Raw genomic sequence first — 14,425 nt, forward strand, 5'->3', positions numbered from 1 at the left:
CACACACCGGGGCCCGACCGGTGTTCGGCAGCCCCCGCTTCCAGCGGCGCCGGGCGTCGATTTCAGCAGTGACGGATCGCTCGCGCGTCGATCGCTCGCTCCAATGGCGCTCGCGCGGGCCGCGAGCGAGCGGCGAGCGAGCGAACCCTCGACGACGCCCGCGCCGCAGCGATCGCAGCGGCCGCGCGGCGCCTCACAGTGACCGCGGCGATCGGCGCCCCGTCCGCCGGCTCACTCGCCGGCGCCGCTCGCCGGCTCGCTCGTGTCGTCGCCGCGCAGCGCCACCGACTCGCCGGCGATGGTGGCCCCGCCCTCGAGGCACAGCATGCGCACGCGGCCGCTGGCGACCGGGCGCCCGTCGTCGTCGCGGATCTCGACGCCCCACACCTGCGTGCGCCGGCCGCGGCTCAGCGGGGTCGCGCGGGCCCGCAGCGTGCCGCCGCGGGTGCCGTGGAGGAACGAGGTCGCGTTCTCGAGGCCGACAGTCGCCTGCCCGCGCGCCATCGCCGACATCGCAGCGCCCGCGCTCGCCAGCGACTCGACGATCGTCGCGTACACGCCCCCGTGGACCAGGCCGTACGGCTGCAGCAGCTGCGGCGTAACGGGCACCTCGGCCTCGACCGCGTCGGCGCTGACCGCCGTGTAGGCCAGGCCGATCAGGCGGTCGAACGCGCTGCGGTGGTCGTTGAAGATCGCCAGGACCGCGGCCGGATCGCTCCGTGCCGCGACCAGCGCTGCCAGGGCCCGGCCGGCGTCGGTCATCCCCGCCACCCTACGCGCAGGGCCGGGCGCCGGCAAGGCCCCGGCGCGGTCCGCGTTCATTCCGCGGATCGGGCGCCATGTCCTCGGAGACATGCCCCCATGAACATGCTCGAACAGACATGCTCTTTCGAACATGCTCACGCAGACATGCCCCTGCGGACATGCTCGCCAGGCAACCCCGCGGCGCGAGCGAGCGCTCAGCCGCGCGACAGCCCCGGGCGCGGCACGTCGGTGCCGAGGGTCTCGGCGCTGATCGGCGCGCCGATGGCGGCCAGGGCCTGGCGGTGCTGGGCCGGCGGGACCTTGAGCAGGGCGCGCTCGAACGCCTGCAGGCGGACGAAGCTCGGCAGGGCCCAGGTGCGCGCCGCCAGGCCGGCGAGGCGGGGCCACCGCTCGGGGTCAGGCTCGACGCGGGCGAGGGCGGCGTTGCGCAGGAAGCTGGCGACGGCGATGTCGGCGATCGACAGCTCGCCGCAGAAGAACCCGTCCGCGGGCGCCTGCGCCTCGAGGTAGTCGAACACCGGCGGCACGTCCTCGCGGATGGTCCTCTCGATCAGCGCGGTGTCGGGCGGCTGGTTGAACACGGCCGGGCGCACCACCACCTGGGCGAACAGGCGCCACAGCAGCACCTCGCCCATGCGCGTGTCGGCGAACTCCTCGAGCCAGCGCGCGCGGGCTCGCAGCGCCGGGGTGCGCGGCAGCAGCGGCGGCGCGGGGTGGACCTCTTCGAGGTACTCGCAGATGACGGTGGAGTCGGTGAGGGTCAGGTCGCCGTCGACGAGCACGGGGATCCGCCGCAGCGGGCTGACGGCGGAGAAGCCGTCGCCGCCGAGGAAGGGGATGATCGGGTCGATGGTGTACGCGACGCCCTTGAGGTCGAGCGCGACCAGGACCTTGCGGACGTAGGGCGAGACGTAATTGCCGACGATGTGGACCGGACCGGGCACCGGCCGACCAGACCACCGGGGCGCGGAGCTGTCAACGTCGGCCGGCGCGGGTACCTGTCCTGCGGGACAGATCGCAAGCGCCCGGCGCCTGGCGGCCCGCGCCGGCGTGGCAACCGGCAGCTTCGGCGTGAAAGCGCCAGTGGGTCGGCTCACGCGAGCGGCGCGCCCGCGACCGGGCGGCATCGGGGACGATGGGCCCGTGACCGCGAGCGACCCCCACCCTCCCACGTCGGCCCAGCTGCGCGCCGCGCTCGCCAGCCTGCAGACCGCCGAGCGCGTAGCGGGGGTTCATGCTCCGGAGTGTCGCAACGCCTCGAGACGGTGCGCGCCGTCCCGTCTCGGTCGCGCGAGGGCCCGCCCGCGTGCTCGACACATCATGTTCTATCGGACATGTCTTCAAGACCATGCCCTCTCGAACATGTTCTCCTCGCCATGAAGCTCTCGACGCGCTCGCGGGTCGCCCCGTCCTGAACAGCGCCGGCTCGACGCCCCCCCGGCTCAGCGCCGCCGCCGGCGCAGCAGCGCGAAGCCCAGCACCAGCCAGCCGGCACCGAGCCCCGCCTCGTCGATCGCGCACGAGCTCGTCGCCGGCTTCGGCGCCTCGGTCGCGGTCTTCGCGGGCTCGCTCTTGCCGCTCACGGGCGCGGGCGCAGGCGCAGGCGCGGACGTCGCCGTCTTGCCGTCCGGCGACCAGCTCCCGGTCGCGCCCGGCGGACAGTACAGCTCCCTGCCGCTGTAGTTGCCGCCGTCGCGGCAGCGCTGCTGCAGCCCCTTGGCGGCGACGCTCGCCCTGCACTCCTCGCCGACGTGCTTCCACTCGGCCTCCGGCTGCCCCGGCATGAACGCGTAGTCGCAGAACTCGCCGGCGGGGCACTGTTCGGCCAGCGTGCAGTGGGCGTTCGGCGAGTTTGGATCGGGCGGGACATCGGCCCGCGCGAGCGCCGGGGTGAACGCGAACGCGATGGCCACGAGGGCGGCCCTGAAGCAGCGAATGCTCATGCCGGCGATGATAGCGAATTCGCGGCGGCGCGCGCACGCGCGAGGATGCGCGCCGTGGACGCCCACCGGCCCGACTCATGGCATTCGCAGACCTCACTGCGGGCCGCGCTGGACCTCTCAGCAATTATCGAGAGCAGGCCGCGTTCACCGCCTGCTGCTCCGCGGGCCCACGCTTCCGCACGACCTCCTGCGTGATAACCTCCCCGATCATGCTGGCGACCGTGCCCTTCTTGCGCTGGTCCGACGTCGATCCGGCCGGGCACGAGTTCGATCCGGAGCCGGCGCGGCGGATCGTCGCGCGCCACGTCGAGGCTGCCGTCGCCGGGCGCGGGGCGCACTGGCGGGACACCCCGACGGACGTGCGTGACGCGCTCGTCACCACCTTCGAGCGCGAGTTCGTCGGCGAGTACGGCGCGTGGGCGTCCGGCTGGCACTGGGCCGCCAGCGAGCCCGGCGGCGGCGGACCTGTGCGCGGCTGGTGCTGCTCGCGCGACAGCCTGTTTCGCCGCGACGACCCCGACCCGCAGGCGACCGTCGAGCGCGTCGTCGCGGCGCTGGCCGAATGGCAGCAGTTCCTCGTCGACCTCGCCGCGACCTTCGCCGACCTGTACCAAGAGACAGCCGAGTTCCCGCTCGCGGACCAGGTCGAGCGCGCCGCGGCCCGGCTCCTGCCGCTCGTCGTCGAGCGCACCGGCACCGAGGACGCCTGGTACAACACCTTCACCCGCACGCTGCTGTGGTGCCTCGAATCGTTCGGTCGCGCCGGCTCCGAGGTCGAGCGCGCGGTCGAGGGCGTCGTCGACGGGCAGTTCTCGAGCTGGTGCGCGCCGGACGAGGACGCCGCCCGCGAGGCCTGCGCCCAGCTCGGCCTGGCCGTCGCCGAAGCGGCGCGCGAGGCCTCGGCCGCGCCTCCCGACGCCCTCGCCGCCTGGCTCGAGACCCGCGTCGCCGCGTTTCGCGAGCCCCGGCGATCGCGGCGGCGCCAGCCGCTTCACCGCGACGGTCACCTGCAATTCATCGAACAGCGCGACCGCCCCCGCGACCCCGTGCGCGCCGATCGCATGCTCGCCGCGCTGACGGCCTGCCGGGCTCACGCGCGCTCGGGCGCGCCGCTCACCTTCGCGGCGCTCGCGTCGTGGCAAGCGCTGGTGCTCGGCGTGGCGGCGCCGCAGTTCCGCACCACCGAGGCGTTCGCCCGCGGCGGCCACGTCCGCTACGGCCTGACCGACGACACGTCCGCGCGCTTCACCGCCTGCCTCGCCGAGGCCGGCTCCGACGAACTGCTGGCGGTCCGCGCCGCCCGCGTGTACCTCGACGTCTGCTTCTTCCACCCGTTCGCCGACGGCAACGCCCGCGCCGCCCGCCTCGCCCTCGATCACGTGATCACCCGCGCCGGCCTGGCTCTGCACAGCGTCGAGCCGCTGTTCGTCATCGCCCGCGACGCCCGCGACGTCCGTGGCGCCTGGTGCCTGGCGCACGCGCTCGAGCAGTTGCTCGGCGCACCCGCGTGAGCGCGCTGCGATGTCCTCACGCGCCCGACCCGTTTGCCGGCCGTCGTGACGATCACTCGCAGCTCGACGGCAGCTCCACCGGCGCTGCTGCCAGCTTGACCGCCGCGATCGCGTTGGCGCGCTCGACCGCCGCTGCGGCCAGCGAGTTGCACTTCGACGCCGCGTCGAGCAGGCGCGCGTTGTCGGGCGCCGGCGCGCGGGTGGCCGCTTCGACGAGGTCCTGGCAGCAGCGCAGGTAGTCGATGCGGATCCCCCTGCCGCCGGGCGTCTTGGCCGGCTCGCCCGCCTGTCCCGAGCGCCAGCCGAGAGCGACCTTGCCGAGATCGCCACGGTTGTGCGGCGAGGCGCCGCGGAAGCGCGGCACCGGCGGCGGCGTCTTCGAGCCGGTCGCGAATGCCGTCAGTTGCCCGTCCTTGGCGGCCACCAGCAATTCGTGTGACCCGTCGCCGTCGACGTCGGCCACCAGCGCCGACGCCTCGATACCGCCGCCGACGCGGGCCAACTCGCGGCGGCCGCCGTCGGCCGAGAATGCCAGCAGCAGCCCCTTCTCGGTGCCCACGATCGCCTCGAGGCGGCCGTCGTCGTCGAGGTCCATCACCACCGCGCTGGCCGACACCCGGCCCTCGAACGCGCGCGCGGTCCGGCGCTCGGCGCCGACCAGCACCACCCCGTCCTCGTTGCTGCCCCACCACGAGGTCGGCGCCACGATCACCCCCGGCTGGCCCGCCAGCGGCACTGGCGAGGCGAACAGCCCGTCGATGCCGGCGGCGTCCTGCTGGACCTGCGTGGCCCAGCGCGGCTCGCCGGTGGCCCCGTCGTGCACGCTGAGGTCGCCGTAGGACCACGCCGCCAGCACCTCCGGCTTGCCGTCGAGATCGAAGTCGGCGACCGTCGGCGACGCGTGGATCCCCGAATCGCGCGATTGTTGCCACAACACCTCGCCCGTCTTGCCGCGATAGGCCGTGAGGATCGCGTCGCGGGACCCGGCGATCACGTCGTCGTGGCCGTCGCCGTCGAGGTCGGCCAGCGCCGCCGCGCCGATGTAGCCCTTGGCCCCGTATTCGTTGCTGCCGCTCTGCTTCTGCCACAGCGGCGCGCCGGTCTTGCCATTCAGCGCCCGCAACATGCCCGACTCGTCGCCGATCACCACATCGACCGCGCCGTCGCCGTCGAGGTCGCCGAGCGCCGGGGCCGGCCGCACCTTGCCGCTCGCCTTGGCCGTCCACAGCAGCTCGCCCGCCAGCGACGCCGCGACGATCTGCGCGTTGTCGGTGCCGAAGTAGACCGTCTCGCCGTCGATCGCCACGCCGCCGACGTCGCGGTCACCGCCGCCGGGCGAGGCGATCAGCCGGGTCTGCTTGCCGGTCCGCGCCTCGAGCACGTACACGCCGTCGGTCTTCTCGTTCTTGCCGTCGAGCGAACGACCGTGGGTGCCGATCACCAGCTTGCCGTCGACCACCGCCATCGTCGTGCGGAAGGTCGTCTGCCCGACCTCCGCCTTCCACAGCACCTTCAGCGCCTCGCCCTCGACGCGGCGCACCGGCGGCGTGTGGCTCTGCTCGCCCGGGACCGCCGCAGACACCATGAACTCGCCCGCAGGCGCCTCGGCCACCGGCGGCTCGGGCGGCGCCTTCGGCTCCGCGGGGCTCGCCTTCTCCACCGCCGGCGCGACCGGCTCGACCACCGGCGCTTTGTCCTTCGCCGGCTCGGTCGGCGTGCAACCGACGAATGCGAGGAGGAGGCCGAGGGTGACGTGCGGTCGATCGGTCGTCATACGAGCGCGACGATACAACGCCGCCGAGCCCGGCGGGACACGAACACGAACAGGCCGATTTCGCCCGCGCGGGTGCACGCGCGGCCGCTCCGGGCCATGCTGCCGGGGTGGCCCCCGACGAACCCGACCTGCGTCCGGGCGGCCGGCGCTTCGCCGCGCTGGTGGCCGGCGTCGCCGCGGCCGCGCTGGTGCTGCGATACGTCGTGCTGGTGGTCGGCACCCGCGACACGCTCGGGCCGCTGCGGGCCACCGCCCGCTATTTCAGCGAGTTCAGCGTGCTCAGCGGCGGCCTCGTGGCCCTGACCGCCGGGCTCGCCGCGACCGCCTCGCAGCGCCCGCTGGCCCGCCTGCTCGCGCGTCCGGCCGCGCGCGCCGGCGTCGGCCTCTACAGCGTCGTCACCGGCGGCGCCTACTTCCTGGTCCTGCGCCACCTTTGGCGCCCGCGCGGGCTGCAGTGGTGGGCCGAGGCCGGCCTGCACTACGCCGTGCCGATCTTCTACCTGGTCTGGTGGACATGTTCTTTGGGACATGGTCAACTGCAACGCCGCCACGTGCTGCTGTGGCTGCTGGTCCCGCTGGCCCACCTGGTGTGGACAATCGCCCTCGGCGTCCAGGCCGGCGAATGCCCCTACCCCTTCCTCGACGTCGGCGCCCTCGGCGTCGCCGCCGTCGCCCGCAACGCCCTCCTCGTGCTCGGCGTGTTCGCGGCCGGCGGGCTCGCGGCGCTGCGGGTCGACCGGGCGTTCGCCCGCCGCGAGGGCCCCATCCGCCCGCGCGTGGCCGCCTCGCGCTGACGGCGAACGCGCGCCCGCGCTCGCTGTCCTCGCGCTCGCTGTCCTCGTGCTCCGCTGTCCTCGCGCTCCGCTGTCCTCGCGCTCCGCTGACCTCTCGCTCCGCTATCCTCGGCGCATGCGCTCGCCCCGGATCGCGTGCCTCGTCCCCGCCGCCACCGACCTGGCCGCCAGCCTGGGCCTCGAGGTCGTCGGCGTGTCGCACGAATGCGACCACCCGATCGCGCGCGGCCTGCCGGTGCTGACGCGCAGCCGGATCGCCGCCATGCACCCGCAGGGCCCGGGTCCGGCGGAGATCGATCTGCAAGTCAGCGCCGCGGTGGCCGCGGGCGAGCCGCTGTACCAGGTCGACCGCGAGGCCCTGGCCCGCCTGGCGCCCGACCTGGTGCTGTCGCAGTCGATCTGCGACGTCTGTGCCGCGCGCGCGGACGGCTGCGATCTGCCGGCGGGGGCGCGGCTCGTCGAGCTCGCGGCGACCAGCCTCGTCGGGCTCGCCGACGACGTGCGGGCCGTGGCCGCGGCCGCCGGCGTGCCCGCGCGCGGCGAGGCCGTCCTCGCCGACATCGCCGCCCACCACGCCGCGCTGGTCCGTCCGCTCGAGCGACCGCGCGTGCTGGCCCTCGAATGGGGCCACCCGCCGTTCCTCGGCGGCCACTGGGTGCCCGAATTGGTGGCGCTGGCCGGCGGTGAGCACCTGCTCTCCGGGCCAGGTCAGCCGTCGCGCCGCGCCGCGTGGCCCGAGATCGCGGCTGCCGACCCAGACATCGTCGTGTTCATGCCGTGCGGCTACGACCTCGCCGCGGCCGCGGCCGAGGCCGCCGAGCTGTGCCAGCGCTCGCCGCTCGGCGAGCTCCGCTGCGTCCGCGACGGTCAGCTGTGGGCGGTCGACGCTGTCGATCTGTTCAGCCGCTGCACGCCGCAGAGCGTGATCGACGGGGCCGCCGTGCTGGCCGCGCTGTTTCGGGGTGACGAGCCCCCGATCGTTTGGGCCTGTCGCATCGAATCGACGCCCGCGCTCTCATGAATCACGACACCCGCGATTCATGGCAGTGTTCATCGCGATCGCCGTCGCGTAGCGTGCCGGCGATGCGCACCGCAGCCATTCTCGTAAGCATCTCCCTCGCGCTCGCCTGCGGCGCGGAGGCCGGCAAGGCCGGCGAAAAGAAGGTCGAGGCGGCCCCGGCGCCCGAGGTCAAGGCGCCCGAGGTCAAGGCGCCCGAGGTCCCGGCCGAGGCCAAGCCTACGCCGCTGCACCTCGACATCAGCCACGACAAGTCGGGCGTGCTGGCACGCGCGGCGTCGACGCTCGAGACCTCCGAGGCGGTCACGAACCCGGCGCTCAAGGAGCACCTGGCCGGGCTGTCGCACCACGCCGAGAAGGGCCCGACCAACGAGGCCCTGTGCGCGCACATGAGCAAGCTGCTGGCCGACAAGGCCCCGCCGGCGGTCGACTGCATCCACGCGCTCGAGCATCAGCGGGTCCACGTCGGCCCCGAGATCTTCGCCGAGGTGGCGCAGTGCGTGGTCGAGGCGCAGACGCGCGACGCGCTGCTGCGCTGCGAGGACGCCGAGAAGGAGGCCGAGCGCGAGCTGCACGTCAAGAAGCACGGCTCCGGCGTCGAGCCCGAGACGTGCACCAAGCTGTTCACGCACTTCGAGAAGCTGGCGATGGCCGACGCCGGCGACCAGGCCAGGGCGGTCGAGGAAATTTTGGAGGAGGTGCGCGCCGACATCCTCGAGGCGTGCGCCGAACAAGGCACGCGCGCCGAGGTCGACTGCGCCCTCAACGCCAAGGACATGCAGGCCCTCGGCGCCTGCCAGTCCGACATTCTTTAATAAAAAGTGTGCCGGCAATCGCGGCACCACCGGGGCGCCGCGATTGCCTGCTCGAGCGACGATCGCGGCGCACATTCACCTGTCCCAATGGACAGCCATCATGGCGCCCGCGTCAGCCTCGGCACCTGCGCTCCGGGTGCCCACCTCGCGGCGCCTCCCGGCGCTTACGGGCGCCGCCCCCGGCGCGGCGCGAGCCGGAGATGTGGCGATGGGGTAGCTCCGCCGGCAGCCCGCGGACGCTGTGAACATGCCCGGACCCGAACCGCCGACGCGGAGGAGGTAGGCGCAAACGCGAACCGCCTGCCCCGAAGGACAGGCGGCCAGGATCGCCTTCCCGAAAGGACAGGCGCACCGCGCGGGCAGGTCCCAGGTCCCAAAGGACAGCCATCATGACGCGCGCGCCAGCGCCCGTCAGCCTCGCCACCTGCGCTCCGGTCGCAGTACCTCGAAGGGCAATCCGGGCGCTCACGGGCGCAAACGCGAACCGCCTGCCCCGAAGGACAGGCGGCCATGATCGTCTGCCCGAACGGACAGGCGGGCGCTACGCGACCGATTCGCTGGCGGCTTCGGGCGCGCGGCCTTGCAGCTCGTCGTGCAGCGTCTCGAGGTCGGGCGCGACCGGCTTCGGGCGGGCGAACACCGCGAAGATCTTCCACAGCGCCTCGCCCCAGCCCATCGTGCGATACGGGTAGCCCATGCGCTCGCAGAAGGCGCGCACGTGCGGGCTCATCTTCTTATAATAAACGTGCGAATAGTTGGGGAACAGGTGGTGCTCGATCTGGTACTGCAGCCCCGAGCAGGCGAACCCGCCGATCGGCCCCGTGCGGAAGTTGACGGTCGTGCAGGTCTGCAGCGCCAGGAAGTCCTTCGGCCACTCGCCGCGGCGCACGCACCCGGCCTCGTGCGGGTAGTGGGCCGGGGCCAGCACCGCGAACAGCGGGTAGCCGAGGAACGCGATGCGGATCGCCGATGCCAGCAGCGCCTCGGAGAACGGCATGAAAAGGCTCGGCACGCCGACCCACGCCACCCAGTACATCGACATCGCCAGCAGATCGTACCAGTGGGCCCGGCGCCGGCGGCTCGGGTCGAGCAGCGCCTTCGTCAGGAACAGCCAGCTCGACTTCTGGCGCAGGAACACGTGGACCCACAGGATCGCGGGGAAGAAGAATTTCTGCAGGTGGCGATAATAAAACCGCCCCAGGCCCCGCGCCTGCCGCATCTCCGTCTCGTTCGTCACGAACCACGGCATGAAGTCGTGGTCGTCGTCGATCCCCATCACGTTGGGCGCCGCGTGGTGGATCGTGATGTGCGCGTTACGCCAGTACGAGAGCGACAGGTTGGCGAACAGCGGATAGCCGAGGTACGACAGCAAGTCGTTGACCCACTTCTTGTCGCTGGTGCCGTTGTGCGTCGAAGTGTGGGTGTTGGTGACGACCACCAGCGTGCCGTAGGTCGAGATCGCCATGCCCAGCCAGGCCAGCAGCCGCGACTCGCAGGCCAGGAACATCACGTAGCCGACGATGCAGACCGCGAACCCGAACAGGAGCTCCGCGACGACCGCGGCGGTGGCCTTGCGGTGCCACCCTCGAACAGCGAACTCAGCCCGGAGCGCCGCGAATTCCTCGAGATCCATGTGACGACACAGGTACCCCGCCCCGGGCGGCGACGGAAGCGAAGAAGCGTGAGCTTACGAGCGCGCACCAGGCGGTCCGGGCCCGCGCCCCTGGTCGCCGAAGGCCGCAGATCGATCTGTGGCGACCGATCGCTGCGGCCGCCTCCGTGGCCGCAGCGCGCGCCAGCGCGCCCCCCCGGGCAATGACCAATCTATGACAGATCTCCTCGCAGGAGGCGCATGCACCGCTCGGGGCGGACCTGTCCGCAAGGGCACCTGCCGCGACGTCGGCGTCTGGCGCCTGTGTACGGGCGGGCCGGACCACCGTCCCTGTCGCGCCGGGGTCCGCGCGTCGAGGTTCGCGGCGCACCGCTTCGTGATCTCGATCGCTCGCAATTTCGCGGTGACCTCGTGCCTCGATCGGCGAATGTCGCGTCGGGTCATGCGATTGCAATCGCCTCTGTGTGGATTGAGCGCCCGCCGGATCGCATTGGCAACACTGTCTCGATCCGCCTCGCCGTTCGGCACGAGGGGCGCGCGCCCGAGCGGGCTGAGCCGGCGCGACCTCTGAACATCTGCGACAGGGGCTGTGGGCCCCACATCGGCGGTCGAGGTGCGTTTCGCCGGGGTCTCCCGCGCGCTCGCGCCAATGGCTCGAGTTCGGTGTTAGCCTCGGGCTGGTGAGGGGCTCGACGACGGATTCGTCCGAGACGACCGAGACGACCGCGGATGGGTCCTTCGACGGGCCGCCGGGGTCGCCGCCGGGGCCTGGCGAGCGCATCGGGCCCTATCGGCTGGTCCGCTACCTCGGCGCCGGCGGCATGGGGCTGGTCTACGAGGCGGTCGACGACGAGCTCGGCGATCGGGTCGCGCTCAAGACCCTGAGCCGGATCGACCCGTGGCGGCTGTTTCGCCTCAAGCAGGAGTTTCGCACCCTCGCCGGCATCCGCCACGACAACCTGGTGCGGCACGAGGCGCTGGTGGTCGAGGACGGCGCGTGGTTCCTCGCCATGGAGTACGTCGCCGGTACGCGCCTCACCGACGCCGTCGCGGCCGACCCGGCCCTGCTGCGCCCGGTCCTGGCCCAGCTCGCCAGCGGCGTGCGGGCGCTGCACGCCGCCGGCGTGGTCCACCGCGACCTCAAGCCGGCCAACGTGCTCGTCGAGCCCGGCGGTCGCGTCGTCATCCTCGACTTCGGCCTGGCCGAGAGCGCCCTCGCCGGCGAGGCCACGCCGACCGGTCGCGCCCCGGCCGGCACCCCCGGCTACGTCGCCCCGGAGCTGGCCCGCGGGGTCGCGCCCGCGCCCGCCAGCGACTGGTTCGCCGTCGGCGTGATCATGTTCGTGCTGCTCACCGGCGAGCTCCCGGGCCAGCGCCAGCGCCCGTCGATCTGCGCCGCCGACGTCCCGCCCGACCTCGACGACCTGTGCGCGGCGTTGCTCGCAACTGACCCGAAGGACAGGCCCGACGGCGCCGCGATCGTCGCTCGCCTCGGCGCCACCGCGGCGGTCGCCGACGCGCTGGCGCCGCTGTTCGGCCGCGACGACGAGCGCGCGGCGTTGACGGCCGCGATCGCCGGGACCGTCGCCGGCGCGCCGGGCTTCGTGCGCGTGCACGGGGCCTCGGGCGTGGGCAAGACCCGGCTGGTGCGCGAGGTCCTCGGCGCGCTCGAGCGGGCCGGGGCGGCGCTGGTGCTGCGCGGCCGCTGCTACGAGTGCGAGTCGGTGCCCTACGGCGGCTTCGATGCTGCGATCGACGCCTTGATGCGCGCGCTGCGGGCCGGCGGACGCTGGCCCGCGGCCGACGTGGCCGCGGCCTCGACGGTGTTCCCGGTGCTGTCGGCGCTGCTGCCCGGGCCGCAGGCGCTCGCCGACGCCGACGATCGCAGCGCCGCGTTCGCCGGCGTGCGGGCGCTGCTGGCCGCGGCCGGCGACGGGCGTCCGGTCGTGCTGTTCGTCGACGACCTTCATCACGCCGGCGCCGACACGGCCGGGCTGATGCTCGACCTGCTGCTGCCGCGCGCCGACGGCCTGGCGCTGACGATCGTCGCCACCTGCCGCAGCGACCGCGAGGCCGACAGCGCCTGCCTGCGCGAGCTCCACGCCCGCGCCGGCGCCCGCGGCCAGGCGATCGTCGAGCGGCCAGTGGCCGTCGCCGCGCTGGCGCCCGCGGCCTGCGAGGCGCTGCTGCGCCACCACCTCGGCGCCCGCGCCGAGGGGCGCATCGCCGACCTGACCCGAGAGTCAGGTGGCAACCCGTTCTTGCTCGAGGCGCTGGCCCGCGACGGCGCGGCCGGCCCGGCGCCCGCGATCGCCGAGTGGGTCCGTCGGCGCACGCACGGGCTGCCCGAGGAGGCCGCGCGGCTGCTGGCTGCGATCGCGCTGTCGGGCCAGCCGCTGCCGCAGGGGGTGCTGCTGCAGGCTGCGCAGGTCAAGCGCCCGGGGGCCGCGCTGGGGGCCCTGCGGGCGCTGTCGCTGGTCCGCATGCAGGGCTCGCGGCGGTGGGACATCGTCGAGCCGAGCCACGACCGCATCGGCGAGGGCGTGGTCGACGGCCTGGCGCCGGCGCTGCGGGCCCTGCTGCACGGGTCGATCGCCGAGGCGCTGGCGCGCGAGCGCTGGGGCAGCCCCGAGCTGCGGGCCCGCCACTGGCACGGGGCCGGCGAGCTCGATCTGGCCTGCGGGGCCGCCGAGGAGGCCGCGGCCGAGGCCGAGCAGGCGCTGGCGTTCGAACGCGCGGCCGCGCTGCTGGGCGACGCCGCGGCCTGGATCGCCGGGCGCGACCTCGGCCGGTCCGCCGCGCTGCAGGGCCGCCAGGGCCGCGTGCTGGTCCGCGCGGGCCGCTGCGCCGCCGCGGCCGAGACGTTCCTGGCCAGCGCCGAACATGTCCCCGAGGACAGCCGACCCGAGGTCCTGCGCCAGGCCGCGGACGCGTGGATGGCCGCCGGCTACATCGACCGCGGGCTCGACCTGCTGCGGCCGATGCTGCGCGCCGAGGGCGTGTGGTGGCCGCGCTCGCCGCTGCTGGCCGTGTTCGCGCTGCTGTGGACGTACGTGCGGCTGCGCCTGCGCGGCATCGAGATCGACGGGGCCGCGGCGCCGACCGAGGCCCAGCTGCGGCGCGTGGATCTGTGCTGGTCGGTCGGCATGGGCCTCACCAACACGATGCCGGCCGACGGCATGCTGTTCGCGGTGCGGGCCGTGCTGGCCGCGCTGCAGGCCGGCGAACCGGGCCGGGTCGGCCGCGGGCTGGCGGTGCTCGGCGCGTTCCACCGCCTCATCGGCCGCGCCGAGGTCGGGGCTCGCTTCGTCGCGCGCGCCCGCGAGATCGCCGAGGCGCGCGACGACCCGCAATTGCTCGGCCTCACCCACGTGTGCTCGGCCGCCGACGCGATGATCACCGGCGACTGGCGCGAGTGCGTCGCCCGCACCGCGCGCGGGCTCGACGCGCTGTCGGCCCCGCGCGCCGGCATGACCTGGGAGCGGGTGCTCGGGGCCTGCTTCGAGCTGACCGCGCTCGACCAATTGGGCCGCTTCGTCGAAGTCGAGCGCCGCGCCGGCGAGCACCTGCGCGACGCCGAGGCCCGCGGCGACCTCTACGGCCTGGTGGTGTTCAGCCAGTTCTTCGCGCAGGCCCGGATCGCCGCCGGCGACCTGGCCGCGGCCCGCCATTACGCGCGCGACAGCGTGCGCCGGTGGACCCGCCGCAGCTACACGCTGCAGCACTTCTACGCCCTGCGCGTCGAGGTCTGCTGCGACCTCTACGACGGCGAGCCCCACCGCGCCGACGCGCGGCTGCGTGAGCGCTGGCCCGACATCGTCGGCGCCGGCCTGCTGCGCAACCCGATCTCGCGGGTCGACGCGCTGCTGCTGCGGGCCCGCTGCGCCCTCGCCCGCGGCGATCGCCGGCGGGCCGCCTGCGTCGCCCGGCGCCTGGCCTGCGAGTCGCGGCCCGACGCCGGCTTGCATGCGCGGTGGATCCGGGCCCGCGTCGCCCCCGCGCATGCGAACGCCGACGCAGAGCTCGCGGCCGCGGCCCGCGGGTTTCAGGCCGCGGGCATGACGCTCGCCGCGTGGTCGATCGAACACCGCCGCGCCGGCGCGGACCATGCGCGGCGCGTGAAAGCCGAGCAAGCGCTCCGTGAGCTAGGTGTTTCCGAGCCGGACCGCTGGCAGCGGGTGTTCCTGCCCTGA

Annotated in this window: 10 protein-coding genes; 5 read left to right on the forward strand and 5 right to left on the reverse strand. The window is 74.1% G+C overall.

Annotated features, from left to right (window positions below; genetic code table 11):
* Positions 1-231: 231 nt before the first annotated feature.
* From POL25_RS25535 to POL25_RS25545, 3 genes are all read right to left on the reverse strand, one after another.
* A complete protein-coding gene (locus POL25_RS25535) occupies positions 232-762 on the reverse strand; it encodes a PaaI family thioesterase (protein WP_272088795.1) in 531 nt (176 codons plus the stop codon).
* 197 nt (positions 763-959) lie between these two features.
* Positions 960-1,709 (reverse strand): glutathione S-transferase family protein, encoded by a 750-nt coding sequence (locus tag POL25_RS25540; RefSeq protein WP_272088796.1) that lies wholly within the window; start codon positions 1,707-1,709, stop codon positions 960-962.
* Positions 1,710-2,207: 498 nt separating this feature from the next.
* Positions 2,208-2,708: an MYXO-CTERM sorting domain-containing protein gene (locus POL25_RS25545; protein ID WP_272088797.1), complete on the reverse strand. Its 501-nt coding sequence runs from the start codon at positions 2,706-2,708 to the stop codon at positions 2,208-2,210.
* 209 nt (positions 2,709-2,917) lie between these two features.
* Between POL25_RS25545 and POL25_RS25550 the strand changes: the two genes are divergently transcribed.
* Positions 2,918-4,219, forward strand: a complete 1,302-nt coding sequence (locus tag POL25_RS25550) for a Fic family protein (RefSeq protein ID WP_272088798.1) — start codon at positions 2,918-2,920, stop codon at positions 4,217-4,219.
* Positions 4,220-4,271: 52 nt separating this feature from the next.
* On the opposite strand, the gene POL25_RS25555 is transcribed toward POL25_RS25550, so the two are convergent.
* Entirely contained in the window at positions 4,272-5,993 is a 1,722-nt protein-coding gene (locus tag POL25_RS25555; protein WP_272088799.1) for an FG-GAP-like repeat-containing protein, read from the reverse strand.
* Between the two features lie 107 nt (positions 5,994-6,100).
* Between POL25_RS25555 and POL25_RS25560 the strand changes: the two genes are divergently transcribed.
* The 3 genes from POL25_RS25560 (at position 6,101) to POL25_RS25570 (ending at position 8,620) form a co-directional block, all read left to right on the forward strand.
* Positions 6,101-6,787, forward strand: coding sequence for a Pr6Pr family membrane protein (locus POL25_RS25560; protein ID WP_272088800.1), 687 nt, complete (start codon positions 6,101-6,103; stop codon positions 6,785-6,787).
* A gap of 115 nt (positions 6,788-6,902) precedes the next feature.
* Positions 6,903-7,808, forward strand: coding sequence for an ABC transporter substrate-binding protein (locus POL25_RS25565; RefSeq protein WP_272088801.1), 906 nt, complete (start codon positions 6,903-6,905; stop codon positions 7,806-7,808).
* A gap of 62 nt (positions 7,809-7,870) precedes the next feature.
* A complete protein-coding gene (locus POL25_RS25570; protein ID WP_272088802.1) occupies positions 7,871-8,620 on the forward strand; it encodes a hypothetical protein in 750 nt (249 codons plus the stop codon).
* 541 nt (positions 8,621-9,161) lie between these two features.
* Here the strand turns inward: POL25_RS25570 and POL25_RS25575 are convergent.
* Complete coding sequence (locus POL25_RS25575) at positions 9,162-10,253, reverse strand: fatty acid desaturase family protein (RefSeq protein WP_272088803.1); 1,092 nt, start codon at positions 10,251-10,253, stop codon at positions 9,162-9,164.
* Positions 10,254-10,912: 659 nt separating this feature from the next.
* Here POL25_RS25575 and POL25_RS25580 point away from each other — a divergent pair.
* Positions 10,913-14,425, forward strand: a complete 3,513-nt coding sequence (locus POL25_RS25580; protein WP_272088804.1) for a serine/threonine-protein kinase — start codon at positions 10,913-10,915, stop codon at positions 14,423-14,425.

The sequence above is a fragment of the Nannocystis bainbridge genome (assembly GCF_028368995.1).
Taxonomy (GTDB): Bacteria; Myxococcota_A; Polyangia; order Nannocystales; family Nannocystaceae; genus Nannocystis; species Nannocystis bainbridge.